General features: G+C 45.1%; 40 protein-coding genes (1 of these 40 only partly in view). 6 read left to right on the top strand and 34 right to left on the bottom strand.

Annotated features, from left to right (window positions below; translation table 11 throughout):
• Positions 1 to 282 precede the first annotated feature (282 nt).
• From SATMO3_RS05925 to SATMO3_RS05785, 29 genes are all read right to left on the bottom strand, one after another.
• Positions 283 to 573 (bottom strand): hypothetical protein, encoded by a 291-nt coding sequence (locus SATMO3_RS05925; RefSeq protein ID WP_371378861.1) that lies wholly within the window; start codon positions 571 to 573, stop codon positions 283 to 285.
• A 63-nt stretch (positions 574 to 636) separates the two neighbouring features.
• The gene (locus SATMO3_RS05920) at positions 637 to 981 is read right to left on the bottom strand and encodes a hypothetical protein (protein ID WP_371378858.1); all 345 of its coding nucleotides are present in this window, start codon (positions 979 to 981) and stop codon (positions 637 to 639) included.
• Position 982: 1 nt separating this feature from the next.
• Positions 983 to 1,159, bottom strand: coding sequence for a hypothetical protein (locus SATMO3_RS05915; protein WP_371378856.1), 177 nt, complete (start codon positions 1,157 to 1,159; stop codon positions 983 to 985).
• Positions 1,159 to 1,362 (bottom strand): hypothetical protein, encoded by a 204-nt coding sequence (locus SATMO3_RS05910; protein WP_371378853.1) that lies wholly within the window; start codon positions 1,360 to 1,362, stop codon positions 1,159 to 1,161. The genes SATMO3_RS05915 and SATMO3_RS05910 overlap by 1 nt, the downstream gene beginning before the upstream one ends.
• Positions 1,355 to 1,519, bottom strand: coding sequence for a hypothetical protein (locus SATMO3_RS05905; protein ID WP_371378851.1), 165 nt, complete (start codon positions 1,517 to 1,519; stop codon positions 1,355 to 1,357). Before SATMO3_RS05905 ends, SATMO3_RS05910 begins: the two co-directional genes overlap by 8 nt.
• Positions 1,516 to 2,817: a hypothetical protein gene (locus tag SATMO3_RS05900; RefSeq protein WP_371378848.1), complete on the bottom strand. Its 1,302-nt coding sequence runs from the start codon at positions 2,815 to 2,817 to the stop codon at positions 1,516 to 1,518. The genes SATMO3_RS05905 and SATMO3_RS05900 overlap by 4 nt, the downstream gene beginning before the upstream one ends.
• A 146-nt stretch (positions 2,818 to 2,963) precedes the next feature.
• Complete coding sequence (locus SATMO3_RS05895) at positions 2,964 to 3,242, bottom strand: hypothetical protein (protein WP_371378845.1); 279 nt, start codon at positions 3,240 to 3,242, stop codon at positions 2,964 to 2,966.
• Positions 3,220 to 3,456 (bottom strand): Lar family restriction alleviation protein, encoded by a 237-nt coding sequence (locus SATMO3_RS05890; protein WP_371378843.1) that lies wholly within the window; start codon positions 3,454 to 3,456, stop codon positions 3,220 to 3,222. Before SATMO3_RS05890 ends, SATMO3_RS05895 begins: the two co-directional genes overlap by 23 nt.
• On the bottom strand, positions 3,449 to 3,736 hold the full coding sequence (locus SATMO3_RS05885; RefSeq protein WP_371378840.1) for a hypothetical protein: 288 nt from the start codon (positions 3,734 to 3,736) through the stop codon (positions 3,449 to 3,451). The genes SATMO3_RS05890 and SATMO3_RS05885 overlap by 8 nt, the downstream gene beginning before the upstream one ends.
• Positions 3,733 to 4,389 (bottom strand): DNA cytosine methyltransferase, encoded by a 657-nt coding sequence (locus SATMO3_RS05880; protein ID WP_371378837.1) that lies wholly within the window; start codon positions 4,387 to 4,389, stop codon positions 3,733 to 3,735. Before SATMO3_RS05880 ends, SATMO3_RS05885 begins: the two co-directional genes overlap by 4 nt.
• Complete coding sequence (locus SATMO3_RS05875) at positions 4,386 to 4,634, bottom strand: hypothetical protein (protein WP_371378834.1); 249 nt, start codon at positions 4,632 to 4,634, stop codon at positions 4,386 to 4,388. Before SATMO3_RS05875 ends, SATMO3_RS05880 begins: the two co-directional genes overlap by 4 nt.
• Positions 4,634 to 5,092, bottom strand: a complete 459-nt coding sequence (locus tag SATMO3_RS05870; protein WP_371378831.1) for a hypothetical protein — start codon at positions 5,090 to 5,092, stop codon at positions 4,634 to 4,636. Before SATMO3_RS05870 ends, SATMO3_RS05875 begins: the two co-directional genes overlap by 1 nt.
• On the bottom strand, positions 5,089 to 5,304 hold the full coding sequence (locus tag SATMO3_RS05865) for a hypothetical protein (protein WP_371378829.1): 216 nt from the start codon (positions 5,302 to 5,304) through the stop codon (positions 5,089 to 5,091). Before SATMO3_RS05865 ends, SATMO3_RS05870 begins: the two co-directional genes overlap by 4 nt.
• Before the next feature lie 227 nt (positions 5,305 to 5,531).
• Complete coding sequence (locus tag SATMO3_RS05860) at positions 5,532 to 5,918, bottom strand: DUF1064 domain-containing protein (protein WP_371378827.1); 387 nt, start codon at positions 5,916 to 5,918, stop codon at positions 5,532 to 5,534.
• Between the two features lie 11 nt (positions 5,919 to 5,929).
• Positions 5,930 to 6,475 (bottom strand): hypothetical protein, encoded by a 546-nt coding sequence (locus tag SATMO3_RS05855; protein ID WP_371378824.1) that lies wholly within the window; start codon positions 6,473 to 6,475, stop codon positions 5,930 to 5,932.
• A 55-nt stretch (positions 6,476 to 6,530) separates the two neighbouring features.
• A complete protein-coding gene (locus SATMO3_RS05850; protein WP_371378822.1) occupies positions 6,531 to 6,923 on the bottom strand; it encodes a single-stranded DNA-binding protein in 393 nt (130 codons plus the stop codon).
• Positions 6,916 to 7,311 (bottom strand): YopX family protein, encoded by a 396-nt coding sequence (locus tag SATMO3_RS05845; RefSeq protein WP_371378820.1) that lies wholly within the window; start codon positions 7,309 to 7,311, stop codon positions 6,916 to 6,918. Before SATMO3_RS05845 ends, SATMO3_RS05850 begins: the two co-directional genes overlap by 8 nt.
• Before the next feature lie 98 nt (positions 7,312 to 7,409).
• On the bottom strand, positions 7,410 to 8,315 hold the full coding sequence (locus SATMO3_RS05840) for an ATP-binding protein (protein ID WP_371378817.1): 906 nt from the start codon (positions 8,313 to 8,315) through the stop codon (positions 7,410 to 7,412).
• Positions 8,245 to 9,009: a hypothetical protein gene (locus SATMO3_RS05835; RefSeq protein ID WP_371378815.1), complete on the bottom strand. Its 765-nt coding sequence runs from the start codon at positions 9,007 to 9,009 to the stop codon at positions 8,245 to 8,247. The genes SATMO3_RS05840 and SATMO3_RS05835 overlap by 71 nt, the downstream gene beginning before the upstream one ends.
• 29 nt (positions 9,010 to 9,038) lie before the next feature.
• Positions 9,039 to 9,221 (bottom strand): hypothetical protein, encoded by a 183-nt coding sequence (locus SATMO3_RS05830; protein WP_371378812.1) that lies wholly within the window; start codon positions 9,219 to 9,221, stop codon positions 9,039 to 9,041.
• A 2-nt stretch (positions 9,222 to 9,223) separates the two neighbouring features.
• Positions 9,224 to 9,370: a hypothetical protein gene (locus SATMO3_RS05825; RefSeq protein WP_371378810.1), complete on the bottom strand. Its 147-nt coding sequence runs from the start codon at positions 9,368 to 9,370 to the stop codon at positions 9,224 to 9,226.
• Positions 9,371 to 9,430: 60 nt separating this feature from the next.
• The gene (locus SATMO3_RS05820) at positions 9,431 to 10,417 is read right to left on the bottom strand and encodes a hypothetical protein (protein ID WP_371378807.1); all 987 of its coding nucleotides are present in this window, start codon (positions 10,415 to 10,417) and stop codon (positions 9,431 to 9,433) included.
• A 44-nt stretch (positions 10,418 to 10,461) separates the two neighbouring features.
• Positions 10,462 to 10,689: a hypothetical protein gene (locus tag SATMO3_RS05815; protein WP_371378804.1), complete on the bottom strand. Its 228-nt coding sequence runs from the start codon at positions 10,687 to 10,689 to the stop codon at positions 10,462 to 10,464.
• Positions 10,690 to 10,703: 14 nt separating this feature from the next.
• On the bottom strand, positions 10,704 to 11,468 hold the full coding sequence (locus SATMO3_RS05810; RefSeq protein ID WP_371378801.1) for a hypothetical protein: 765 nt from the start codon (positions 11,466 to 11,468) through the stop codon (positions 10,704 to 10,706).
• Positions 11,419 to 11,994, bottom strand: a complete 576-nt coding sequence (locus tag SATMO3_RS05805) for a host-nuclease inhibitor Gam family protein (protein ID WP_371378798.1) — start codon at positions 11,992 to 11,994, stop codon at positions 11,419 to 11,421. Before SATMO3_RS05805 ends, SATMO3_RS05810 begins: the two co-directional genes overlap by 50 nt.
• Positions 11,995 to 12,090: 96 nt before the next feature.
• The gene (locus SATMO3_RS05800) at positions 12,091 to 12,270 is read right to left on the bottom strand and encodes a hypothetical protein (RefSeq protein ID WP_371378795.1); all 180 of its coding nucleotides are present in this window, start codon (positions 12,268 to 12,270) and stop codon (positions 12,091 to 12,093) included.
• A gap of 586 nt (positions 12,271 to 12,856) precedes the next feature.
• The gene (locus tag SATMO3_RS05795) at positions 12,857 to 13,018 is read right to left on the bottom strand and encodes a hypothetical protein (protein WP_371378792.1); all 162 of its coding nucleotides are present in this window, start codon (positions 13,016 to 13,018) and stop codon (positions 12,857 to 12,859) included.
• 37 nt (positions 13,019 to 13,055) lie between these two features.
• The gene (locus SATMO3_RS05790) at positions 13,056 to 13,217 is read right to left on the bottom strand and encodes a hypothetical protein (RefSeq protein WP_371378789.1); all 162 of its coding nucleotides are present in this window, start codon (positions 13,215 to 13,217) and stop codon (positions 13,056 to 13,058) included.
• A gap of 265 nt (positions 13,218 to 13,482) precedes the next feature.
• Complete coding sequence (locus SATMO3_RS05785; protein ID WP_371378786.1) at positions 13,483 to 13,689, bottom strand: helix-turn-helix domain-containing protein; 207 nt, start codon at positions 13,687 to 13,689, stop codon at positions 13,483 to 13,485.
• Positions 13,690 to 13,815: 126 nt separating this feature from the next.
• Between SATMO3_RS05785 and SATMO3_RS05780 the strand changes: the two genes are divergently transcribed.
• The 3 genes from SATMO3_RS05780 to SATMO3_RS05770 all read left to right on the top strand — a co-directional run bounded on the left by SATMO3_RS05780 (position 13,816) and on the right by SATMO3_RS05770 (position 15,025).
• Positions 13,816 to 14,265 (top strand): helix-turn-helix domain-containing protein, encoded by a 450-nt coding sequence (locus tag SATMO3_RS05780; protein WP_371378784.1) that lies wholly within the window; start codon positions 13,816 to 13,818, stop codon positions 14,263 to 14,265.
• Between the two features lie 176 nt (positions 14,266 to 14,441).
• A complete protein-coding gene (locus SATMO3_RS05775; protein WP_371378782.1) occupies positions 14,442 to 14,711 on the top strand; it encodes a hypothetical protein in 270 nt (89 codons plus the stop codon).
• A 23-nt stretch (positions 14,712 to 14,734) separates the two neighbouring features.
• A complete protein-coding gene (locus SATMO3_RS05770; RefSeq protein ID WP_371378779.1) occupies positions 14,735 to 15,025 on the top strand; it encodes a hypothetical protein in 291 nt (96 codons plus the stop codon).
• A 127-nt stretch (positions 15,026 to 15,152) separates the two neighbouring features.
• Here the strand turns inward: SATMO3_RS05770 and SATMO3_RS05765 are convergent, their stop codons facing one another.
• Positions 15,153 to 15,329, bottom strand: a complete 177-nt coding sequence (locus SATMO3_RS05765; RefSeq protein ID WP_371378775.1) for a helix-turn-helix domain-containing protein — start codon at positions 15,327 to 15,329, stop codon at positions 15,153 to 15,155.
• 383 nt (positions 15,330 to 15,712) lie between these two features.
• Between SATMO3_RS05765 and SATMO3_RS05760 the strand changes: the two genes are divergently transcribed.
• Positions 15,713 to 17,233: a recombinase family protein gene (locus tag SATMO3_RS05760; protein WP_371378772.1), complete on the top strand. Its 1,521-nt coding sequence runs from the start codon at positions 15,713 to 15,715 to the stop codon at positions 17,231 to 17,233.
• Here the strand turns inward: SATMO3_RS05760 and asnB are convergent.
• The gene (gene asnB / locus SATMO3_RS05755) at positions 17,186 to 18,763 is read right to left on the bottom strand and encodes an asparagine synthase (glutamine-hydrolyzing) (protein WP_371378770.1); all 1,578 of its coding nucleotides are present in this window, start codon (positions 18,761 to 18,763) and stop codon (positions 17,186 to 17,188) included. The genes SATMO3_RS05760 and asnB overlap by 48 nt on opposite strands.
• A gap of 218 nt (positions 18,764 to 18,981) precedes the next feature.
• Between asnB and SATMO3_RS05750 the strand changes: the two genes are divergently transcribed.
• Together SATMO3_RS05750 and SATMO3_RS05745 are read left to right on the top strand one after the other, a co-directional pair.
• Positions 18,982 to 19,269: a hypothetical protein gene (locus tag SATMO3_RS05750; protein ID WP_371378768.1), complete on the top strand. Its 288-nt coding sequence runs from the start codon at positions 18,982 to 18,984 to the stop codon at positions 19,267 to 19,269.
• Positions 19,270 to 19,460: 191 nt separating this feature from the next.
• Positions 19,461 to 19,796, top strand: coding sequence for a cupin domain-containing protein (locus tag SATMO3_RS05745; protein ID WP_371378765.1), 336 nt, complete (start codon positions 19,461 to 19,463; stop codon positions 19,794 to 19,796).
• Here the strand turns inward: SATMO3_RS05745 and SATMO3_RS05740 are convergent, their stop codons facing one another.
• From SATMO3_RS05740 to SATMO3_RS05730, 3 genes are all read right to left on the bottom strand, one after another.
• Positions 19,797 to 21,278, bottom strand: a complete 1,482-nt coding sequence (locus SATMO3_RS05740) for a methyl-accepting chemotaxis protein (protein ID WP_371378762.1) — start codon at positions 21,276 to 21,278, stop codon at positions 19,797 to 19,799.
• Between the two features lie 241 nt (positions 21,279 to 21,519).
• Entirely contained in the window at positions 21,520 to 22,479 is a 960-nt protein-coding gene (gene pfkA / locus SATMO3_RS05735) for a 6-phosphofructokinase (protein WP_371378759.1), read from the bottom strand.
• Positions 22,480 to 22,627: 148 nt separating this feature from the next.
• A protein-coding gene (locus SATMO3_RS05730) for a hypothetical protein (RefSeq protein WP_371378756.1) crosses the window boundary here: on the bottom strand, positions 22,628 to 23,572 show its 3' portion. 474 nt of this gene lie beyond the right edge of the window; only the last 945 of its 1,419 coding nucleotides appear in the window; its start codon lies beyond the right edge, outside the window; it ends in the stop codon at positions 22,628 to 22,630.

Raw genomic sequence — 23,572 nt, 5'->3', positions numbered from 1 at the left:
AAAGACCACCTCGCCCATACAAGCGAAATGGTCATAATCTCTATGCCGCCACGGCTCTAACATGGCGGCAACCATTTATTTACCTGGAGGAAAGGACTTTACACCTCCTCCAATATTTAAGACGCATGTGCTCGAGTGTCTACAGAGATGTCGCCACCATCCCGCACCATACGTAGGCGTTAATAATAAAAATAACGCGACCCAAAAACGAGTCGCGTATACATTTTCTATAATATCACAGTTTGTCAAATTTGTAAACTTTAATTATAGCATTTTCTATCACTATTTGTACAACAGCGTATTTAGCTTGCTAATAGGGGTTTTCGTCATCTTATCTTTCAAAGGCGACTTACCTTGCTTTCTCTCACCGCCGTGGATTATGACCCCTTCCGGCAGGCTTCGGCTGATATATTGCTGCTGTTGCCGCCAATTCCTGACAAACGTATCGTCTCCGTCCTCATTGTCGTAAAGCGTAGCATTGCAATCGGGGCATTTGAAATGATCTTGCTCAAGATGCATAGCAACTGTATTACCATGTATGGCACATATACCGCAATTAATTTGTTTAGCCATTATTACCCCACCCCACAATTATTATTTAAACGGGAATTAGGGCAGACTAGCTGCCCTTTTTATTTACTCTACAGGTTCATATGTCATATGGAATATATCGGGCTTGCATGGATATCTCTCGCCTTTTACTCCGGTAATGATGTAGTCGCCAGGAGATACTTCGTGCGGCCCCTCTAATGTATTGATAAACGGTATTGGTTTTTGCCGCTTCCTATCGGTCGAAAAAGTCCCGCAGTCACCGCATTCATAAAACATGTACGCCTCTGAAACATCTTCAAATTTAATTTCATGCGGTAATTCAGGACCTGCTATTTTAACAATCCACCCGTCAACCCTTGTCATAACGTCAGGAAATTCACCGCTATACACTTCTGCCTCAACAACCACCGGCTTTTTACGGTATTTCATCTTATCCCCTCCCCGCAAACTCCCTCAACTCCCGCATAACCCCGCGTCTGAGTGCCGTATCCCGGGCAGCAGTGTCATGCTGTATACTGAGTGTCTTGCCGCACCGCCTGTCCCAGCGCTTCCAGAAATTGCGCTCAGTTCTGGTCTGCTTGATCGGCGCTTGGTAGTTATGAGCCATTAGTCCGCACCTCCATCCACCACAAATTCCAAAAATTCCGGGCTACCGTCAAATTCTCCGGCGCATTGGTGGCACAATGAAGCATAAAGCTGTTCTTCAAACATTTCCAAGGCTTTTTCTTCTGCCTCTTCTTCTGTTGCTGCTTCAATTTCTCCCAGATACCGACTGGCCGTAAATACTGCACTCACTTCAAACTTAGCCATTCTCCGCACCTCTTTTCCTTTGTTCTTCATACTCCTTTTTTGTTGTAAATTTACTGCCTTTCTCGCAGCCTTCGCAACCTGTTATAAAATCAGCGGGATAATCGTCCCAAATAGAATACACGCATCCATCGATACATTTTTTGCCTTGTTCACTCATTCTGCTGCACCTCCCCGGTACTTATCTAGAGCAATCCTAGCGGGTTGCAACGTAAACCAATCAAGATTGTAAGCGTCACCGTCTATTACCCCTTGTACTATGTCTATTAGTTCTTCCAACGCCTCCACCAACCCCCGTACCCGCTCCCCGGCCTCTAACGGAGTAATAGAAATGGCTTGCATATATTCGCAGCTTGGGGAATGGTTGTCATTGGCAACATTGCCTTGCTTGTCGAGCATAAACGCCCCGCATACAACGCAGTTCCCTTGACTATCAATAATATTCATTCTGTCTAGTGCGTTCCGCAACATAGTAATCAGAGCAGTTTTATCATTGCTTTGTTTACATATTTTTACATGTGCTTCTGCTGTCGGTCGGTTCCAGATAATGCCCTGCTCATCAGTATAGGATTCTTTCCGCTCCCCGGCCTCGGGTGGCTTTACAGATAGGGCTAGGTTAATGGCATGTCGTGTATTAGCTTTAAGCGTGTCGAATGCTTCTTCTGGGCATGCCGTAAATAATTCTTCCACTGCTACATTTACAACTCTCAGTGCGCCCCGCACAACCTCGTAGGCAGCCTGCAAATCAGTATATCCCTTGCGCAGTCCGTCACACCAAGCATTTACCTCTTCCAGTGGCTGACGCTCGTATTCGGCAATCTTTAAGCATGCCTCGCCAAGCTGGTATTCAAGATGGCTGATCTGGGCCTGCAGGTTGTCAACCGGCTCAACGTACTCTGGAAATTCCTGCGATAGATATCGGATAGGCTTGCCCAATTTCTCCGCGTATGCAATCTCAGACTTTGTAGAATTCCCAATATACCCGCCTAAATCAAGTACCCATACCCAGTCGCAGAGGTCAATTTTGCGCTTATGCAAATCATCGAGTCTAATTTTGCTGCCGTTATCTTCTAGCTGCTTCATTTGACCGTCAGCATGAGCGAACATTCCAACTGACAAAACGATGTTCCCGGCAAGTGTTAATCTGGCATTTTCCGAAACCCACGCCTGCTTAAACTTCGTGCTGCCGCACATGCAGACTATCGGCGCAGTAAACCGTTGCTGCAGGTTGTCGCGGTCTTGTTTCATATCGGCCAACTGTATTTTTAAGTCTTCTTTTGTCATTTCTGTCATTACAACGGTTCGAAGCTGTTTATTTTCTTCCTTTGCCGCCTCCAGTTGGGCGCGGAGGTCGGAAATCTCGCCCAATAAATCATCTACTACCGTACTACCAAAGAGTGTTTCTCCTTCTTTCCTGGCCTTGGAAATCATAGCAGAAGTATATTTAAAATCACTCACCGCGCTCACTCCTTCTCCACTCGACTACAAGCCCAATTAGTAAACTTAATACAATTTTCTTCTGCGTCACAGTACTTGCGTTCTTGTTCATCAGGACACGTAGCACAAGGACAATCCGGTATTAACTCATATCCTGGATTTATCATCTACTCCGCCCCCTTCCGCTGCATCTCGGCGCGTAACCGGCAAAACTCAATCCAGAAACAACTGCTACACCATTTCTCATTTATTTCAGGAGGTAAATTTATACATATTGACGGTGCGAAGTTATTTCTTTTTGACTTCGCTGCTTGTACGGTTTCGTTAAATTTTCTCCCTAGCTCCGCCTCCCGGGTCTGGGCTTCGAGGAGGGAGGCGATTTCATCAGCACTCCTGATCGTAATGTCTCTGTTACGTAATAGATCAATCGCTTGTTGTACATCCATGCCCATCCCTCCTATTCCATGCAGATACGGCCTTCTCTTTTGTGTCAAAATACCCGCTCGAAGCTCCGCACCCACCTTTGCTAAAATTACAAACCACCAAAACATATTCCTTTTCATCGCAACACTCAAAACGCTCACAATCTTCTAATCTCTTGCAGTCACTAAAATCAATCTCATTGCCACCACAAAATGGGCAGTTTTTTAATTCAATCATTTTTATCTCCTTTCACTATTTCAAACCAAGTTTCTTTTGGTAAATTATTAACCCAAACCAGATACTCACAACCTCGCACTTCATCGCCAATGTTTAATCTGCGTTCTTTCATAAACGCTAGAAAAAGCGGATTAGTTATAGGCTCGCGAATTATCATTCTAAAGTTACCTCCCGAAAGGACTGATTTCATGGGCATTCTTAACTTACCGAACCTAAAAGTTATATCTGTTGATGAAACTAACGATGCACTGTACATTTGCTCCGGCGTAAGTTTAGTCATGGTCGGCCTCCTTCTGCCTTTTCTTTCTCTACGCCCAAATATTCTTCCGCAAGATATTTTGAATAGACTGGCGGTATTGATTGTGCTAATTCATATTGATTCAGTTTAGGCAATCCCAGTATATCTCTGGCTAACGGAACACCGCTAAAATGGCCCACAATCTGAAGGAATTCGTTGTCTTTTGGCGGTCTGCCCATCTTTGCGTTTTTAGCAACATGCTTCGGGTGAATCAACTGCTGCACAGGAAAGTTTGTTTCAAACATCCTGTGCCGATATGTCCTTAATCCAAACATTGTTCCGCATAACATTACCGGGTTAATAAGTGGCGCACCGGGAACATTTTCAATTACATACGGCTTGCCTGTTCGCTGAAGTAATTCACGGGTTTTCTCTATTAGGTCTGGGTACTCTTTCCCGATATTTCGCCACTGCGTACCCGCCAAAGTGTATCTCTGACAAGGTGGCGACGCCCAGATAAAATCAAATTCCTGCAAAAACTCTACTGTTAAAGCCATTACATCAACTTGGATAAATCTAAACGGGTAGTTTTTCTGATATTCGATATCTACGCCAGTTACTTCAAATCCCGCCTCCCATAGACCGAGAGAAGCACCGCCAGCGCAGCAGTATAAATCTATTGCTTTTATACTCACTCCCCCTCCGTCCCCGGCAGCGGCTTAACCCAGCACCATTCAATGATTCGCCCTTCATGATGGACAATTCTCCCGGCTTTACGCTCCCGCTGGATTAATCGTTCTGCGGCTGACCATGTATGTAGGACTTTATGCTCTTTCAATATTTCTCGGATTTCACCGGCAATGAAGTATTCATGAGTTTGCATCAGTTCCACCGCCGCTCGGATAGCGGCCTCCGGGATTTGCTCGTTGTTTACTCGCATTATTTCACCTCCGGCAGCGGCGGCAGTAGCTGCCATGCAATTACTTTATATCCTAGCTCGTCAAATCCATTAATTTTCTGCCACCTTGTTTTGCCGTCTTTATAAATTACATACGCAGCAGATGTTACAAATCTATTCCCTGCTGGAGTTTCGCAAATAACATTCACAGTTTGCCATCGATACCCTACAATGTCAGGAGGCTCCGGCAACCTCTCCGACACCGCCACCCACTGCCGCTCACGCTCTAGCTCTGCGATGTAGTCCAGGAGTGCGGGGACTGCAAAAATTACTTCGGCGGTATCTCTGTCTAGATATTGGGCGCGATTTGTCTCTTTATCAACGAAAGCAAGCGTTCCTAATTTGGTTACAACCTCATGCCCACATCCTGGTACATACCGATTCTTTATATTGCCTAACTTTTTGGCCGCTTTCTGTATCGCCGCTAAATCTGGTTTCATGGCTGGGCCTCCTTTAGTGCCATTTCTATAATTACACTCATAATGTCAGATACACCGGTCAAACCAGACGCTTCTGCTCTTTGCTGCAACTTCATTGTTTCCGCGCCGATCCGGGCCAGGCGCAGGAGTTCCAATTTATCCAACACCGGCAATGCATTTAAATTTACCGTTCCACTTTGCACTAACTCAGCGTATAGCAAATCAATTTTCATATTCTCTCGCCTCCCGGTTAGGTGGGGTTAGACGGCGCAACATCACACATTTTGCCTGCCCATCCGCATTTTGGCCAATAGCACTTTATCGGCCTATTGTCTGCTAAAATAGTATCCAGTGAAACAGTTTTGGTTGTAGTGGCTATATCATTTCCGCACTTAGGGCAATGTAAGTTAGTTGCCGATCTAATTACCTTCATAATCTCTACCCCTCCCAAATCTCAATTTCAGCACTCCACAAACTCAACATCTGGATACCGCGCCAGGAACATCTTCTTTTTGAGCATATATTCCTTGGTCCTGTACCCCTTGGTATCCATCACCACAACCCTGCCGTCCTTGTACTTAGCCCGAAAGTCGGCCCTGTACACAATCGCCCGTATCGGCTTACGATCCCTAACAAAAGCCTCTTGCAGTACATATTCCGGCTGCAGTTCAAGTTCAACGATTTCCCCGGCACGTTGTAGCAGTTTAAGTTCCTGGTACTTGGCAGCTTCCTTTCGGCTATCGAATGCAATGCCGTCCACTATGGTTTTTACGGCTCCGTATTTGTGCTTTTTTGGCTCACTTATATATCCTTTAGCCTTTGCCTGGGCTACTGACATTCTGGACATGGTATCACCACCTAACTTATCCCTTTTAAACCTATTTCAAATAATAAATTAACGGCGCTTTTAACTTTTAAACCTAATTCATTTTCACTACTGTGATATAAGCCGTGGCACGCATTGCATAACCAAACAACATTCAAAGGTTTTGTATAATCGCAATGGTGTCCAATGACTTTATCTGCAGTACCACATACTTGACAAATATCAGGCCTTACTATCTTTCCGCTCTTCACGGCTCTAGTAAAAGCATTGTGGCTTTTCTGATAACCTTCAATCGTTTGCCGCCTTTGTTTAAGACTGAGACGTTTTATTTCTCTATTCTTTTTATTTATCTTGGTCTTATTGACATGTTTTTTCTTCCATTCACGCCGTTTTGTAGTTCTGTTTCTATTGAACTCATATTCCTTGAAATATTCTTGATGGTCTTTCCTATGGTTCCTAACTCTGGACTTTACACACTCTTTGCAGTGGTTTAAATGGCCGTCCAACATTTCTTTATGCTTATAAAAGTTATCCAGTGGCAATTCATTACCGCACTTACGACAAATTTTAGTTTGCATACGCTCTTCCCTCGCCTGTTTTATTTCCCCCTAAGTCTAGGAACAACATAGGGGTTTAGCTAAAAGGTATTTCCTCATCCGGGAAAACTTCCTTGCCAAAGCTGTTAATATCAATCTCGCCGCTATTTCCTGCCGCCGCCTGCTTGCGCTCCAAAAACTCTATGCTCTGCGCCACAACCTCAGCAACACGCCTCTTGCTGCCGTCATTGGCCTCAAAGCTGCGGATTTGAATCCGACCGTCAACTAAAACCCTACTTCCTTTACTGAGATTATTTCCGGCCGACTCGGCAAGCTTCTCCCAGGCAACAATTGGGATCCAGTTAGTTACTTGCTTGTCGCCGTATCCCTCAGTAACCGCCAGATTGAACGATGCCACACACTTGCCGCTAGATGTATATCTTATTTCCGGATCTTGTCCGAGCCGGCCAGTACCTATCCACTTATTCATACTTCACCGCCAGCAGTTCAGGCGTTTCGTAGATATTGCCGATGACTTCAACATCCATATGCCAAACTTCGATAAACCATAAATCCTCAGAATCCTTAAGAGGTTTTACGCCAAACGATCCGTCTTTAAACTCGATTGCTCTTGGTCCGGTTATTCCATTGGCAACCATGTAAACTATATCGCCCTCGTAAATCTCCTTGCCGTTCTTGTCCTTAAGGCCGGTGTATTGCATTAATGCAAGTTGCTTAGTTTTATACGTTCCGACAGTATCGCCAAGCACATCAAATGAATTTAGTTGCCCGTCAAAATGAACAAGCATATTCGGGCAATTACTCCCAAACATTGTTTTATTTTCTGCATCCCACGCCCGGAATTTTATCTCTCTCATCCCAACCCCTCACTTTCTCCAATCCTGTATAATCCACAGAACCAGCAACACTGCGATAATGAACATTAAAACTTGTACTGTGGTGTAGTCGCCTGTCATTAGCCTGCACTCCCTAGCCGCTGATCCCGGCCGCACATCTCAGCCTTTTGGCACATCTCAGTGAGGCGACTTACGATCCGTTTTCCTGGCAAATCATCTATGATTTTACCCTCATAGTCCTTTACCGCCATTCGGGCAATCAGTTTTGCCGGTTCATAATTGCTAGTTACTACCGTCTGCTTTTTTCTTAACAGCCGGGCATTTACCACCGAAAAAAGCTGTTCAACTGCCCAGTCGGTAATTTTCTCGGCTCCCATATCGTCCATTACCAGCAATTCAACATCTTTCACCGTTTCAAGCAATTCGCTGGTATCTTTCTTTCGCGCTATGGTATCCCGGATATCAGCCAGCAGTTCCGGCACCGTCACAAATACGGCCTGGTTCCCGCTTGCCAGTCTTGCGTTAACTACCGCCGCAGCTAAGTGTGTTTTCCCTGTCCCTGGCTTGCCGTATAACATCAGACCAAGTCCTCCAACATCATTGGCCGTTCGTTGTGCTGCCATAAAAGCTTCCGGGTTATCATGCCGCTTGAAGTTCTCAAAAGTCTTGTCCTTGAAGAAGTCAGGCAACCGGGATGAAGATAACAGGCGGCTAATCCGCTTTGTCTCCATGTCCACCATCTTGTGCCGGCACATCCGGTATGAAGGCGATACTTTGCCGGTAGGTCCCATCTCAAGCACATACTGCATGCCGTTTGCTTCTGATTGGCATTGTTCAATACCTTGGCACCGTAGACATGTTTCCTGGCTTTGTAATGCTTGATCGATTATGTCGAAGTAGTCCGGTATTTCCTCGATCGACATCCCAAAACCAATTGCAAAATCAAGCATACTGTCAGTTATACTCGCTGTAGTCTTGATCTTGATTCCCATAGTTTGCAGGCGTTTTAGGAACGGGCTTTCCATTTTCCGCACCACCTTTATTTTTTAGCTCATATACTCCTTGCCAACAGTTCATAATGCTTTGATTTATAATCTCTATCTTTTCCGTGTCATTTTTACCAAGATCATCAAGCTTGCCGAATAGTAATTTTAATGCCCGGTCAGTTAATGGCTTTTTGATAGTCTTTCGCATTTTGATGAATTCCCGGATAGCTTTGGCGAGGTTGTCATTTTGCGTATAAATTAATATATTATTATCATTCTTATCATTCTTATCATTATTGGTAGTTGTTAGCTGTTTGTTAGCTGTTTGTTGATGCTTTGTTAGCTCTTTGTTAGGTGCTTTGTTAGTTGGTATGTTAGTGTCTTTGTTATCTGTTTTTATTTCAGTCTGATAAACCCGCCAATTTACTACAGTTATAAGCCTTCCTGTCTTTGTTGATTCGTTTGTTAGAAAGTCTAACTTGCAAAACTTATTTATTGCAGTTCTTACGTTTTGAATTGTCACTCCTGCTATTTCTGCGATTTTGTCTAAACTGGAAACAAATTGACCAGGTTTTGCCTTGAATTTTTTACCATTCCATACCCATGATTTCTCTTTGTGATTTGCCAAGAGCAATATGGTGATTAGAATAGCTTTTTGCTCTGCCGTTGAACCTGTCCATACCGGTTTTTCTAAGATACGTCGATGTAAAAGTATATAGCCACTTGTTTCCACCACCTCACCCCACTACCCCAGCGGGAGCCTTAAGCCCCCGCCTTTACTTCCTTAACCCCATAGCTCTGGCAAGACTTACCGTTACGCCTAACCTTTGCCGCCACCGGCTTATCGTCAATCTGTTTAATCTGGTAACACACCGGAGTCTCGTACCGATCAGTAACTAAGTGCCTGCATGTGCCGCAGTTTCGCGGCGGTTGGGATTGCTTCATGCCTACCCCGCCTTTCCCATCTTCCGCTCATACTTGGCAATCAGCTTCTTGTATGAAGCCCGCTTTACTGGGTCCTTCTCGGTTTCCACGTTAGCCCGGTAAAATTCGAGCATGATTTCATCTTTGTTTTTCACAATATCACCCCGCATAAATTCTCTCAGTATCGCCCATCCTAACAATGGGGGAGTCTGCCTATGCGAAGGGCGACACTAAGCCGCCCCGCTATCTTTATTTTCTAAAGTCTTGTAACTGCCAAGGATAATGTTCTGCGGCTGTTCTTTTGCAACAATAACCGCATACTGCGTTTTAAGTGATATGCGCAATCTCAGACCAGCATATATTCCGTAATCATCGCCAGCCTTGATGCCCCAGCCAGCCTTGATGCCCCAGCCAGCCTTGATGCCCCAGCCAGCCTCGATGCCACTGCCAGCCTCGATGCCACTGCCAGCCTCGATGCCACTGCCAGCCTTGATGCCATCGCCAGCCTCGATGCCACTGCCAGCCTCGATGCCACTGCCAGCCTTGATGCCATCGCCAGCCTCGATGCCACTGCCAGCCTCGATGCCACTGCCAGCCTTGATGCCCCAGCCAGCCTTGATGCCACTGCCAGCCTTGATGCCATCGCCAGCCTCGATGCCACTGCCAGCCTTGATGCCACTGCCAGCCTTGATGCCATCGCCAGCCTCGATGCCACTGCCAGCCTTGATGCCACTGCCAGCCTTGATGCCCCAGCCAGCCTTGATGCCACTGCCAGCCTTGATGCCATCGCCAGCCTCGATGCCACTGCCAGCCTTGATGCCATCGCCAGCCTCGATGCCACTGCCAGCCTTGATGCCACTGCCAGCCTTGATGCCATCGCCAGCAAGCAACCAATTTGCTATTTTTATTGCACCTTTTACGATTATTTTTCCAGCAAAGAATATGCTTGCTTCGCAGTTTATTTCTTCAACTTCCATAACTGCATTGGTAGAGCCGAACTGTTGCAATCCCCATTGAGCAAAACCAGCTTCGTTCTGGGAAGCTGCCACATTCAAAGCTTCCTGGTAGTCGCTTCCTTCGGGGAAATGTTTCTCAAACCATGCGATACCTTCACGGCATGCGCCTTTTTCTATGAGCATTTCTTTAGTTATAAACATATGTACACACTCCTTATTTATAAATTTACAGTCTTGCCGTTCGCCGCTTGTGATACTCAAGCATCGATTCGCCTTCTCTTGGCCCTATCTGCCGCTTGGCTACTTTAGGGAGGCTCACCGTCCGTGTCGGAGTCTTGTTTGGCGGATGGACAACACATATCAGGTACTGCCTGTATTGCTGTTTCCGGCTGCTTCTGTGCCTGCACCTCTCTAGGCCGCGGTGCATTTCTGCCAACCGCTGTCACAATCAACGATTTTGCGGTTTCTTCTTCAACCGGCCATTTAAAGAGTATTACATCGTCGTCGCCTTGGATGATAACCTTAAATCCCATTAGGTGTTACCTCCTTATCCCGCTTTTTGTGCGTGTTTCCGCAAATCCGAGGTAAATTTGTTAAGCTCAGCCTGAGAAGTGATAACATCCGTCAGGCTTGTTACTTTCTTCTGGTACATCTCGCTGGCTATCAAGTGCACTTGATCTTCGTTTAAGCCGAATATCTTGGTATTAGACCAGAATGTGTCCCATTTGATACCGCTGCCACTTTGTTGTTGTGATCGTTCCTGCGCTTTATCTTGCGCTATTCTTTGCTGTGCCTGACTGAATGAAGTTGGTTGCTGCTTCTGTTCGGTTTTCTCCCGGCCATATTTGCTGTCATTAGCCAGCCCCCGGTACACATCGGAAGCAACTCCTATCATTTTCATAGCCGTTCCTAATGCATCAGTAGTTGCCATTTTATAGGCTTCATCGTTGGCATGCAGACCGGCTTTCTCACTCTCAACGAGGAAGTCGCCGCCAAATCCCGGTATAGGTTCGCTCCATTTATCCCCGTCTTTGATATACAGATTGATTTGTACAAATACCATTACTTGATTATTTGGTGCCGGCTGTGTCCATGTATTGACGATTTCAAACTTCCATCCAATACCGCAGGGGCCGAATTCTTTTGTCATTGCTTCGGATCGCCATTGAGGATTGATGTCGCTTTTGCCGTTCAGCCTGCCGCCTTTAATTTCTTTGAGGGCATCCGCAGGGACTTTGCGTAGGTTTTCCCAGTGCAGCATATTATCCATTTTTCGCATTTCCTTTAACATAGAAGCTGTCAGGCTGTTCATTAGCAACAACACCAGGGATTACCTCGCCATCAGCAGTAGCCGCTTTGCCCGCAAGCACCGTAATGGTCTTTTTTAGTTCGTCCCAGTCAGCCTCTTCTTTGATAACTAAGAAGGAAACAGCATTTTCTTTAACCCACTTGGTAAGCTTTTCGTTCTTCCTGCTGACCAGCTCGCCATCAATAAAGAACTTTGTACCGCCTTTACGGAATCCGACTGTACCACTCGGCAGGTTCAGACTACGCTTCTTTGATCCTTTTAACTGCTGCTCGGCAAATGGCCGGATAAGTGATTCAAAGAACGCTATCTGCTGCAAGTTTCCTTGCGTTTCTTTCTCGGCCCAGTCTTGAATATGCTTAATTCGGCTTTCTGCCAGGGCTTGAATTTCATCGATTTTCTGCTGATACACGCCAATCTTCCGCACTGCCCAATCTGCCCTATCCATCGTGTCGATAACAAAACCTTGCTGCTCAGTAGCGCCGCTTTGTTCTTCTAGGTATTCATCAAGCTTTTCAGCCAAGTTACTCATATTCAATCAGCCTCCTGACTATTTTTCAAACACTCGCCGCATTCGTGCCAGCAGTCCGGGTACTGGCAAGGCATATTACGCAGGTCTTTTCGTCCATTACGCGGCCCCCTCTACCAGCCGCACACTGGAGAACTTAACCCGGCCAAACTGCTGCAGCCTGATAACATCCGAACTCTGCAACGCTAACCGTTTAGCATCCTTGGCATTAGCTGCCTTTACTTTTACAACCGCCTCAAACAGATTGTCAGCGCGGTATTTCACTTCATATGTACCCATGAGGAAAGCCTCCTTATTTTTGATATTTTCATGGCACACGCTGCATATGTCGTATACCCAGCCCCGGGAATCTTCCCAGTCATAGCGCCGCATATCGGCGAGGAATGGCTCTTGGCACAGGTGGCAGTTGTCCATATTAACCACTTCCATTTGTTTCTATTCTGTGATATAATAAATTTACAAATATTTTTCATGCCGCCTAACAAGCGGTATTTTTTATGCCTAAACTGGTTTTTTCAATCTGCATTCTTTCATAGATTATCTTTGGTTCTTCTAATACGTCTGCAATTGCTATCACCGCCCTTAAATCCGGTATATGCTTTCCCGACAACCAATTGCGTAGCGACCTTTCAGAGAATACGTCGCCAAACCTGCAACATGATTCAATGTAAAGAGTTTTTTCGTTAAATCCTTTTTCTAAGATGGTTTCCAAGAGAAATCTCGGAAACTGTTTTCCGCAACTAACTTCTGAAACCGACTGCAACAATGTCACCCCCTCGCATGCTAAAATAAATTTGTACTCAGGAGGGAGCAAACATCTACTCTCCACCCCACTTTCTACCTGCCCTACCCCGGCAGGTATTTTTTATCTCCAACACAGTTGATACAAAAACTCCTTTATGAATATTGCCGACATTATAATAATTGCGCCTTTGATGGTGCCAGCCAGTAGCTTGTCCGCTACATAACGGCGGTTCTTTTGCTTAACCGGTATGTACTCAATAGTACACACGCTTATCCTAGGCATATTCTTTCCTCCCTTGTCCAATAATGTTACAGCCGGATTAACCGGCTTTGGATCGCAACGCATCATCTAAAAAGGCCTTAAAGTATGCATCGAGCGCCTCATTTGATGGCTCATTTTTAAATGTGATAGTTACTGTTGCTTTACGATTTTTACCACAAGGTATCTCTTCGACTATCGGCTTTGAGAAATCAATTTTCATATTCCTCCCTCCCGTACAACATATGCGGCCAGAGGTTGGCCACTTGCTAACCTGTTTTTGATAAAGCGGCCGATTGCTGGTCATCATCAATAAGTTCAGATATGGAAACTTTCAAAACTGCAGCTATAATCATTAATTGGTCAAGTTATTATCTTTCAGTCTTTGCGATATGTAGGAATCTAAAATCAAAGGTGTTTGTATGCCTGCATCATTCTCCAAGATTATTTTTATTTTTCTCACCTCCTACACTGAATTACTGACAATTTTAACCAGTTTTCGGCAGCTTCTTGGGTTTGTCGCCGATCAGGTCGGAAACTGAAACTTTTAAACCATCGGCCAACTTTTGCAAAGTAGGCAATCGCGGCTGTTGTCCAGATAAAATACGGGATATTTGAGCCTGCGAAACACCGGATTCAATCGATAGACGGTACTGTGAATAATGCTTCTTTTCCATTAACTCCTTAAGTAGCATTTTTGCACCTCCTTTATACATATCTTATACGAACTCGTATTACATGTCAATACTAATTCGTATAAGTTTTAAATTTAATTTTCCTATGATACAATACGTTTAAGTATATATAAGGATGTGCTTACGTTGGATATTGGCAAAAGAATAACATCTTTGCGCGAACAAAGAGGATTTACGCAAAACCAATTAGCTAAAATGGCCGGAATCGGCCAGGGGCGCTTAAGTCAAATTGAATCTGGCATTAATAAGACACCGACTGCTGCTACGCTACGTAAATTATGTGATGCGCTCGGCGTATCAATGGCTGAATTTGATGTCGAAGCAGTTGAAATAATACCTAGCATTCACCCTGCAACCAGTAATGAATTCCCTACTATGGAAGGTGTATTATCCGCCCTAGATAGAGCCGCGGTTACAGAAAAAGAAAAGCGTGCTGCCGCCATAATAAGGGCTATGTCAAAAGACGATCAACAAGCCAGTTTCTTAAAAGTAATGGAAAAATATAAAAGCCTCTCGGCTGAACACCAAGAGGCTTTGGCAAAACTTATTAATTCTCTTCCTTCATCTCAGAAATAATTTGATGTAACCACATTTTGGCCAATAGAAGTTCTAAATTTTCTTCTTTTATCGTTTTATCTTTTTGATTAACATTCCTCTCTACTTCCACTTACTCTCCCCCAATCGTAATCAATAGAAGTTTCATTATATAGGACGCGAAAAATAAATATTTTCTATAAAGCGAGGTGATGACATTGACTAATGAAGAGTTTCAAAAACTTGTACTGTTAAAAGAAATCTTAACCGCAGTAAAAAGTATTGATGAAAGGCTTTCTAAAGTAGAAAAATCTGTAACAGTTATTGAGTATGACCACGGCAGTAAAATATCTGCGCTTTTTGACGGCTACAGCCTGCGTGGCGACCAAACAGAACGGCTAAAGGAACACTTGGATGAACGTCTGGATTCTATCTATTGTCTTTCTTATTTGCCACAAATACTCCCCCAATTTGCAAAGAATCATTAATAAGAATAAGTGAGGTATAATAAATGGAAGAACTATTAAAACATCTCATTGACGGTCAGCAAAAAATCATTGACCGCTTAGAATGCTTAGAACACGGTCAAAAGAGATTAGAACATGGTCAAACCGAAATTTTAAGCGAGATTAAAAATCTTAAGGAATCAGATCAGGCACTGCTAGACCTTGTAGAGAAAACTTACCGAAACACTGAACAAATAGAATCAAAACTCGAACACCACGCAAACATGCTTGACGTGTTGGCTGCCAGGACAACGCATCAAGAGGCCGAAATAAAAGGTTTAAAGATAGCAAAATAATCGAACGTTATCCGAACATATGTTCTGTATCGATTATAGCACTTTACGGTAATACTTAACAAGGACTTTTGGAAAATAAACATAAAAATCCAGTCAATCAACTGACTGGATACAATTACATTTCATATTAATTCCTCCCTTGGTAATACAATTCTTTTGGATTGACACCTAGGGATTTAGCTAGTTTTTCCTCTTGCTCAATCGTCAACATGGTTTTTGTTCCGCGCACCAGGGCGTTGATTGTCGGCAAGGCTATACCTGTATCTCTTGCAAGCCAGCGTTGTGATTTTCCCGTTTGCTTCAATAGTGCTGCAACTCTTAGTATGAATACCGACCTCCGGGTGAACAGCCCAGAGGCGGCTGACTCGCTTTGTATTAAGCGTCAGTCCAAAAGTAGCGTAATATTGGCTAACACTTAATGTTTTTCCTGCTTTTCAAAGTGTATACAGTGCGACAATTTATTTACATATATTCACACAAACAATACGCATCGACACATTATAGTTTTATATTATAGCATAAAATGTCGAAATAACGAAAGATAGTAACTACTTGCCGTTTATTCGACAAAAATAGATGAAGAAAACCACAGCCTATTTGCAGCAATAAAGGCCGTGGTTTGTTTTTAGAAGGAGATAAAAGTATATAATTAAATAATAATATATCATATACCAGGGATGTGAAACTATGAATGTCGCTATTTATACTCGCGTTTCGACAGATACACAAGCGGAGAAAGGTTACTCTCTTGATACACAGTTAGATGCATGTAAAAAATATGCTGAAGATATGGGAGCAATCAATATAATTGAATATCGGGACGATGGTTACAGCGGCGAATATTTGGATAGACCAGCATTAACCGAATTGCGCGAAGCTCTTACCAAGAAACAATATAATGCTGTCGTAGTATATGATCCCGACCGTCTGGCCCGCAATTTATCCCATCAGCTTATTATTACTGATGATATAGAAAAGGCCGGAGCCCAACTGAAATTCGTGTCTGTTACCTTCGAACAGTCACCAGAAGGCAAACTATTTTATTCCATACGTGGAGCCGTTTCAGCTTATGAAAAGGCTAAGATTATAGAACGAATTACTCGCGGAAAGCGAGGGAAGTTACAAAAAGGTAAGATAATCAGCGATACAAAACCATTTGGTTATCGATATGACCATGAAATAAGCAATTACCAGATATGTGAAGAAGAAGCAGCTACGATTAGAAAAATGTATGCATGGCTGCTTGAAGATAAAATAGGTACATCTATGATAGCTAAGAGATTGAATGAAATGGGATTAGTTACGCATAGGTCGAAGAAAGCATGGACACCAAACGCTGTGTATTACGTGATTACTAACCCACGTTTTAAAGGAACTCATATTGGATTAAGAAAGAAATTTATGAGGACAGGCATTAATAAAACTAAGGTGGAGAATAGACCTTCTGATGAATGGATTGAAGTATCTATTCCTTCGATTGTTGATGAAATAACCTGGCATAATGCACAGCGACAACTAAAACAAAATAAAAATTTATCATCACGGAATCAAAAAAAGGAACATGTTTTTGCCGGCCTTGTGTATTGTGCAAAGTGCGGCCGCAAAATGCGTATAGAATATTCAGGGAGGAAACCATATCCGGGATACTTTGTATGTCATGGTGTATCTAACCCTAACTATAGATATGGGAGTGGCGTAAGATGTGATGCAAGGCGTATCCCCACGCATTATATAGAAGATCAAATACTAAAAGTCCTAAGCTTGATTAATCAATACCCGGAAAAATTAGAAGAAATAAGATCATCATATAAAGCTACTAACGACAACAGCGATAAACTAAAGGCTATTGATAGATTGTCCGAACGTGAAGCCGATATTATTCAGCAACGTGCAACGGTCATGAAATGGTTCAATAAAAAGGTTATTACTGAACAAGAAGCAGATGCCCAACTTGAAGAACTGAAACAACAGATAGATCAAATACTGGTATATAAAAGGCAGTTGGCTGCATCAATTAGAACACAAGAAGAAAGCCGTCTAACCTCAGAACAAATACAAATGATGCTTAATGAGTATTTGAATGGAACATTTGATCAAAAAAGAAAAATGGCCTTATACATCATAAAAGCCATTACTGCAGTTCGGACCGACAATACTAGATCAAAGGCAAGTAGCCCAGAAGTAAATATTGAAATAGAGTTTTTGTGAATGTTTAATGTGGTGCTGTTTCATACTCCAGGGGACATTCCAGACATACTCGACAAGCCGGTGATCGCAGAACGGAACCCTGACTTCGAGCCCAAAGGCCATGCTCATGCGGTCTTTGCGATCGAGCAGTGTCGGCATAAAGCGGGTAAGACTGAGATAAAAAATCTGACGCATCCTGGCTGCCAGTTTTTCTTCACCTGCTAAACCAGGTACTTCGGCCAGAGCTTCACTGTAACGCTGCGCCACATACTCGGCCGGCTTAATTCTCTGCTGGATTTCGGGTTTTAGCCAGGGGATACGAATTTCCGGCCTGGGGGCCCAGGGAAAAGTGGTTGCATGAATCATCTCTTCCCGTTGAAACCAGGGATAACCGCCGAAAACCTCGTCGGCGCACTCCCCGGATAAAGCAACTGTAGCTCCTTTTTTTATCTCACGGCAGAATAAATAGAGTGAAGTGTCAATATCAGCCATGCCTGGTAAATCCCGTGCTACCGCAGCCGGCTTTAAACTGTCCGCCAGTTCCGGGGTATCCAGTAATATCTTATGATGACATGTTGCAAAATAATCTGATACCCGATCGACCCAGGGAGCGTCTGAATTAGGCTGGAAGCTGCTTGCCTTAAAATACAAATCATTATCGACATAATCGACTGAATAAGTATGCAGGCTGCCCAACCCCGACTGTTTATACGACATGGCAGCCAGCGCAGTCAAAGCGCTGGAATCAAGTCCGCCGGACAGCAAGGTACATATGGGCACATCTGACACTAACTGCCGGCTGGCAGTATCAATTAAGAGTTCCCGCACTTTCGCTGCAGTAGTTTGAAAGTCGTCTGTATGGTCTGCAGATTGCAGAGCCCAGTATTGTTTGATAAATGTACCCCGGCGACTGTACATCATACTGTGACCTGGCTTTAATTCCTTAACACCCCGGAAAACACCATGCCCCGGTGTCCTGGACGGCCCCAGCATAAAGACCTCAGCCAGTCCTTCTTCATCAAGCTCCGGGCAAACATGCGGGTTAGCCAGCAAGGCTTTAAGCTCTGAGCCAAAAATAAAACCAGTACCCCGTTCGGCATAAAACAGGGGCTTTACTCCAATACGGTCCCGCGCCAGAAACAGACTTTGTTCAGTCTCATCCCAAACGCCAAAGGCGTAAATCCCGTTAAAACGCTGCACACAATCAGGACCCCACTCGATATAAGCCACTAACAGCACTTCGGTATCGCAGCGCGTACTGAACCGATGCCCCCGGGCTTCCAGCTCCTGCCGGATTTCAGCCGTATTATACAGCTCACCATTATAAGTAACGACAAATTTTTGATTACCACGGTAGCGGATCATCGGCTGCGCGCCCCCTACCGGATCAATAACACTAAGGCGGCGGTGCCCCAATGCCGCATGTGTTGTAATGTAAGCTCCCTGCGCATCCGGTCCGCGTGCAGCCAGCGTTTCGACCATGGCTGACAGTATATGACTTTTCTTAGTTAAATCCTCTTTCCAGTCAATCCACCCGGTAATCCCGCACATTATCGATCATCTCCCGTAAAAAGATATCGCCTGTGAGTTCCAAGTCAGTAAAACTGACGCGGTACACAGGCAACGTTGCCCTCATGTTGAATCGCATGCTTATAAATATGCGTATTGCGCATAAATTGTCACCGGCAGACTAAGAAAAATGTATGCGGCATGTTGTCGCCGGATACGCTAAGTTAAAGCAACCAGATTCATTTAGGGAGGAATTTACTATGAGTGAATCCAAGCAAAATTCGGAGGCAATCATGTCCACGCCCCCGGCGTCAACAAACGAGGATTTTCAGGAAGGAACCGACATTGACAACACGAGCGCTTTATATCAGGAAAGCGGCCTAAACACCACCCAGGACACTATTCGGGAAAGCGATCTTAAATTAGGTAATAAACATGCAGCCAATAGCTTAGTTGCCCGGATGTTATGGGGGCATGAGGAAAAGGTCAGCCTTAACACCCGCGTTACCGAAGAAGGAACGCTTGACCTAAATGACGACGTAAGGTAGAAGTCGATGACTTATCTCCCGTTTATAGAAGCAGGCATCTTAGTCGGGTTAGTTACAGGATAAAGGAAAAAAACAGGCCCCTTGGGCCTGTTTTTCATGAACCGTGACTTTTATCACAGCATAGATATCGCAGTTTTGTTAAACTTAAGGTAAAGATAACCTACATCCCCAAATATAAGGAGGTTTTTGTAATGGAAAAGCAATTCATAAAAAATATTGAATTTAGTAAAGCACTGGAAATGGTTAACCTGGTAGATTATCAGCCCGGCAAAGTAGTCAGTCTGACTTTATCCCAGAATAAAACACTGAGCATGACCTTATTTGCCTTTGCCAAAGGCGAAGCTATCAGCAGCCACTCAGCGCCCGGCGATGCCATGGTTTATATTCTCGATGGCAAAGCCGAGGTCACCATCGGCGCTGAAACCGTCACCGCAACAACCGGTCAGGTCGTTGTTATGCCTGCAGAAACACCACATGCTTTAGATGCTGTTGAGAACTTCAAAATGTTACTTGTGCTTGTTATGTAATTATAGCCGCAAATCAACCCCGAATACACCAATAATCACCCCTGCACCGTCGACGACCGGCAGGGAGATCGTTAAGCACGGCTGATGAGAGATGGCGGAAACATAAACCTCGGAGACATAGAAACGCCCGGCTTTGGCTTGTTTAAACCATTCCCTGGTCTGGGCGCTGGCAATTCCGGCCGGTGGCAGCGAAACGACAAATTGCCCGTCAGGAAGATTTGTCCAGGCTGCCTCCAGCTCGGAATGCTGAGCTAAGAGATCATGCAAAACATGTTTGTGTTCGGCGACGCTCATATTGGTAATCCGCTCGTTTTTTACCATCTGTTCGAGTATGGTTCGCAAGCGTGCGACTTTTCCATCCAGTTCAGCCTGTTGATTGCTATTTATGTCAATAAGTGTTATTTTGCCGGTAGTAGTAATAAGACTATCAGCAACTTTGGCCAGAATATCTCCCATTTGCCGCGTATCCCCCAGATGCTTGTCCTGCTTCTCAATGGAAGAGCTTGCCGCAGTCATCCGCGCAGCCGCTTCGGCAGCCATACCGGCAATCTGCCCTAAAAAATCAGCCGTCTTTTGTGTGGCTGCCAGTTGATTCTGCCTGGAAGCACTGGTTTCAGCCACTTTGGCTTCCACCTGAGAGCTAGCGACTAAAATCGCCTGGAGACTGGCATCGGCTTCGCGCATTTCCTTTGTTCCTGTCTCCACAGCAATAGCACCCAGCTCAGAGGCTTTAGCTGCGGCTAAAACACCGCCGTCAATTTCGGCCAGCAGTTTATTCGCCGAATTCGCGGCAATTGCGCTGGCATCTGATAACTTTTGGATCTCCTGCGCCACAACGGCAAAGCCTCGTCCGTGCTCACCGGCCCGGGCTGCTTCAATGCTGGCATTCAAAGCCAGGAGATTGGTTTGTGCGGAAATTCCCTGGATAGTTGCCAAAAAGCTATCAATATCCCGCGCCATTTGTGTCAAGGCACTAATCCTGTCGCCGACTTCAGCCGAGGCGACCCGGATAGAGTCCATCGCGGCGGTGACTTTGGCAGCCGCCTGACAGCCTTGTTCTGCAGCTGTTTTGGAAGTAATGCTGTCTTCATAAATATTTCCTGTTACCGTAGTAATAGTTTGAGTAGCCGTCATAATTTCGTCAATTTGGGCGGCGGCATGCTTAGTGGCTGCCGCAATATCCTGCGACAGTTTATCTGCACTACAGGCTTCCTGACGGGCACTCTCGGCCAGACTGGCTGCTTGCCCGATAACTTCGTTGACCTGGTTGACCGCTGCGGCGACCTGGCTTGATGAAACCTGTGTCTCCCTGGCAAATGTCCTAAGCATGTCCGTCAATGCGGCAATATTCTCCGCAAGTGGTCTTATTTCCGTCGGGTATTCATTAACATTAACTGTAACCGACATATCACCGGCCAAGTACCGGGTGGTTAATTTAATTAACTTATCGATAGACCTATTGTTATTAAACCATAGCGCCATACTTATACATCCACTCTCCCTTGCTGAGTGCCAGACACCCCTTAAGCCTACTACTTACACAAATATATACTATTATAGATCCTGGTGTTAAGGCAAGAATAAATAAACAGCAGTATACCAGGCAGAGCACCTTGTTACTATAACTCCGTTAATAGTGTACATTTTTGCAAATCGACCGCAGACATTGCGTTATTAGACAAAATCCCGCATTATTTCCAGGGAAATAATGCGGGATTTTAAATTATTGCGATAGAACACCAGCCAGGCGGTATAACTCCGGATCAATATCCTTCTTTTTACCCACAGCATCGGCTATCGGGACTTCCACACACTGGTTGTTACGATAGCCAATCATGATGTCCGTCTTGCCTTCAAGCAACAATCTGACTGCCGTTTCCGCCAGGCGGCTGGCAAGAATCCGGTCAGATACAGTTGGCGCACCACCGCGTTGAATATGCCCCAGAACCGATACCCGTGTCTCCAGTCCGGCTTTGGTCCGGATGTACTGCCCCAGGCTCATTGCGCTGCCTGCTCCTTCAGCGATAACAATAATACTATACTGTTTACCTTTAGCCCGTGATGCCAGTAACTGACGGCAAATTTCCTCCTGATTAAAGGGGGCTTCCGGAATCAGAATAAATTCCGCACCGCCAGCCAAACCTGCAGTAAGAGCAATCCAGCCGCAGTCCCGTCCCATGACCTCGACCAGCATCACCCGCCCATGAGCGGAGGCCGTATCCCGCAACTTGTTAATTGCATCCAGCGCAGTATTCACTGCGGTATCGAAACCAATGGTATAATCGGTTCCCCAAATATCGTTGTCAATTGTCCCGGGCAAACCAACAAATTTAATTCCCAGCTCGCTAAGATGCTTGGCGCCGGTAAGCGAACCCTCGCCCCCAATGACAACCAAGCCTTCTATACCCCGTTTCTCTAAATTGGCTACTGCCTGTTGTCTGCCTGGCAACGTTTTGAATTCTTCACTGCGAGCCGTGCCCAAAAAAGTTCCACCCTTTTGAATTATATCCCCGACAGAACGTGAATCTAATACTGTCATATCACCGGCAATCATGCCGGCATATCCATTTTTGATCCCCCAAACCTCTACACCATGCGCTAATGCTACACGAACGGTAGCCCGGATAGCGGCGTTCATTCCTGGACAGTCACCACCGCTTGTAATTACTGCAATTTTCTTCACACTATCCCTGCCCTTCCCCAAAGTCTGTGCATGAATATGCTATATATTTCGGCGAAAAATACCAATTGCCTCCTGGCTTTACAAAAAATATGCGAAAACTTAACAAATGTCAAGTCTCGCAGATTACCTCGTATTTTAACCGGATTTATCAGATCAAATACATGGCGGTGAGTGTTGTAACAAGTAAACCTAACAATACTGGCCAAAAGTTCCTTCTGGCCAGTTCAAACGGACTCACTCCGCAAATTGCCGCCGCAGGGATGAGCGCCCATGGCACCAAGGTACCGCCGCCTACCCAGATAGCTGCAATTTGCCCTAAGGCTGTCAGTATCGCAATCCCCGAGCCGATAGCCGCCGCAAATAAATGGGCAATTGATCCGGCTAAGGATATTCCGGAAAAACCAGAGCCGTCCAATCCGGTTATAGCGCCAACAACAGTTACCGTAACCGCACCTACCCCGGCATTGAGGGGTACTACACTCGCAATGGCCATGCCGATATCATTAACCAAACCCTGTGAACCAAGCGGCAACACCTTACCCATAATCTGGCTGATACCGGCATCTCCCAAATAAAAAAATGCAGCTATCGGTATTACCGGACCGAAAACAGTAAAGCCAAATTTAAAACCGTCAATAAAATAAGCAGTAATTTTCTCCAGCCCCTGGTTTCTATGAGCTAATAATGCAATCAACACTAAAATAAACACGGCCGTACCGCCCACCAGTGCGGTAGCATCTCCGCCTTGCAGTTCCGCGGCATACATAATGCCAACATCGAGAAGAAACAAAGCCGGCACCATAACGGCTAACAGACCTTTAGCCGTGCAAGACAGCATGTTTCCTAGCAGGGCGTCATCGTCCTGACCATATAGTGTTAACTTCTCCTGCGACAATTCTGTTTCCCGTCCGGCGAGAGTTTCTTTCCCGGCCAGCTCGCGCTGCAGCAGCCAATAGGCGGTACATGTCGCCGTCAATCCCATTACAAAAACAAGGGGAACACTTGCGCTTACAACACTTTGCACCGGGATACCGGCAGCGGCGGCTGTCAATTTGGGGGCACCCTGAATAACAAAATCACCAGATAATGCAAT

Source organism: Sporomusa aerivorans, from assembly GCF_041428895.1.
GTDB lineage: Bacteria > Bacillota > Negativicutes > Sporomusales > Sporomusaceae > Sporomusa > Sporomusa aerivorans.
The sequence above is the reverse complement of the archived record's forward strand: the minus strand, read 5'-3'. Positions and strand labels throughout refer to the sequence as shown.

Bases quoted from the DNA above. Each gene is read 5' to 3' on its own strand.
- SATMO3_RS05905 (WP_371378851.1), bottom strand. From the start codon at position 1,519: ATGAGTGAACAAGGCAAAAAATGTATCGATGGATGCGTGTATTCTATT.
- SATMO3_RS05870 (WP_371378831.1), bottom strand. From the start codon at position 5,092: ATGAAACCAGATTTAGCGGCGATACAGAAAGCGGCCAAAAAGTTAGGC.
- SATMO3_RS05920 (WP_371378858.1), bottom strand. From the start codon at position 981: ATGAAATACCGTAAAAAGCCGGTGGTTGTTGAGGCAGAAGTGTATAGC.
- SATMO3_RS05770 (WP_371378779.1), top strand. From the start codon at position 14,735: ATGGAAGAACTATTAAAACATCTCATTGACGGTCAGCAAAAAATCATT.
- SATMO3_RS05815 (WP_371378804.1), bottom strand. From the start codon at position 10,689: ATGGGATTTAAGGTTATCATCCAAGGCGACGACGATGTAATACTCTTT.
- SATMO3_RS05845 (WP_371378820.1), bottom strand. From the start codon at position 7,311: ATGAGAGAGATAAAATTCCGGGCGTGGGATGCAGAAAATAAAACAATG.
- SATMO3_RS05925 (WP_371378861.1), bottom strand. From the start codon at position 573: ATGGCTAAACAAATTAATTGCGGTATATGTGCCATACATGGTAATACA.
- SATMO3_RS05910 (WP_371378853.1), bottom strand. From the start codon at position 1,362: ATGGCTAAGTTTGAAGTGAGTGCAGTATTTACGGCCAGTCGGTATCTG.
- SATMO3_RS05745 (WP_371378765.1), top strand. From the start codon at position 19,461: ATGGAAAAGCAATTCATAAAAAATATTGAATTTAGTAAAGCACTGGAA.
- SATMO3_RS05850 (WP_371378822.1), bottom strand. From the start codon at position 6,923: ATGAATAAGTGGATAGGTACTGGCCGGCTCGGACAAGATCCGGAAATA.
- SATMO3_RS05875 (WP_371378834.1), bottom strand. From the start codon at position 4,634: ATGCGAGTAAACAACGAGCAAATCCCGGAGGCCGCTATCCGAGCGGCG.
- SATMO3_RS05785 (WP_371378786.1), bottom strand. From the start codon at position 13,689: ATGCTACTTAAGGAGTTAATGGAAAAGAAGCATTATTCACAGTACCGT.
- SATMO3_RS05890 (WP_371378843.1), bottom strand. From the start codon at position 3,456: ATGATTGAATTAAAAAACTGCCCATTTTGTGGTGGCAATGAGATTGAT.
- SATMO3_RS05895 (WP_371378845.1), bottom strand. From the start codon at position 3,242: ATGGATGTACAACAAGCGATTGATCTATTACGTAACAGAGACATTACG.
- SATMO3_RS05830 (WP_371378812.1), bottom strand. From the start codon at position 9,221: ATGAAGCAATCCCAACCGCCGCGAAACTGCGGCACATGCAGGCACTTA.
- SATMO3_RS05760 (WP_371378772.1), top strand. From the start codon at position 15,713: ATGAATGTCGCTATTTATACTCGCGTTTCGACAGATACACAAGCGGAG.
- SATMO3_RS05825 (WP_371378810.1), bottom strand. From the start codon at position 9,370: ATGCGGGGTGATATTGTGAAAAACAAAGATGAAATCATGCTCGAATTT.
- SATMO3_RS05800 (WP_371378795.1), bottom strand. From the start codon at position 12,270: ATGGGTACATATGAAGTGAAATACCGCGCTGACAATCTGTTTGAGGCG.
- SATMO3_RS05790 (WP_371378789.1), bottom strand. From the start codon at position 13,217: ATGAAAATTGATTTCTCAAAGCCGATAGTCGAAGAGATACCTTGTGGT.
- asnB (WP_371378770.1), bottom strand. From the start codon at position 18,763: ATGTGCGGGATTACCGGGTGGATTGACTGGAAAGAGGATTTAACTAAG.
- SATMO3_RS05810 (WP_371378801.1), bottom strand. From the start codon at position 11,468: ATGAACAGCCTGACAGCTTCTATGTTAAAGGAAATGCGAAAAATGGAT.
- SATMO3_RS05840 (WP_371378817.1), bottom strand. From the start codon at position 8,315: ATGGAAAGCCCGTTCCTAAAACGCCTGCAAACTATGGGAATCAAGATC.
- SATMO3_RS05865 (WP_371378829.1), bottom strand. From the start codon at position 5,304: ATGAAAATTGATTTGCTATACGCTGAGTTAGTGCAAAGTGGAACGGTA.
- SATMO3_RS05750 (WP_371378768.1), top strand. From the start codon at position 18,982: ATGAGTGAATCCAAGCAAAATTCGGAGGCAATCATGTCCACGCCCCCG.
- SATMO3_RS05860 (WP_371378827.1), bottom strand. From the start codon at position 5,918: ATGTCCAGAATGTCAGTAGCCCAGGCAAAGGCTAAAGGATATATAAGT.
- SATMO3_RS05915 (WP_371378856.1), bottom strand. From the start codon at position 1,159: ATGGCTCATAACTACCAAGCGCCGATCAAGCAGACCAGAACTGAGCGC.
- SATMO3_RS05740 (WP_371378762.1), bottom strand. From the start codon at position 21,278: ATGGCGCTATGGTTTAATAACAATAGGTCTATCGATAAGTTAATTAAA.
- SATMO3_RS05795 (WP_371378792.1), bottom strand. From the start codon at position 13,018: ATGCCTAGGATAAGCGTGTGTACTATTGAGTACATACCGGTTAAGCAA.
- SATMO3_RS05805 (WP_371378798.1), bottom strand. From the start codon at position 11,994: ATGAGTAACTTGGCTGAAAAGCTTGATGAATACCTAGAAGAACAAAGC.
- SATMO3_RS05885 (WP_371378840.1), bottom strand. From the start codon at position 3,736: ATGACTAAACTTACGCCGGAGCAAATGTACAGTGCATCGTTAGTTTCA.
- SATMO3_RS05855 (WP_371378824.1), bottom strand. From the start codon at position 6,475: ATGCAAACTAAAATTTGTCGTAAGTGCGGTAATGAATTGCCACTGGAT.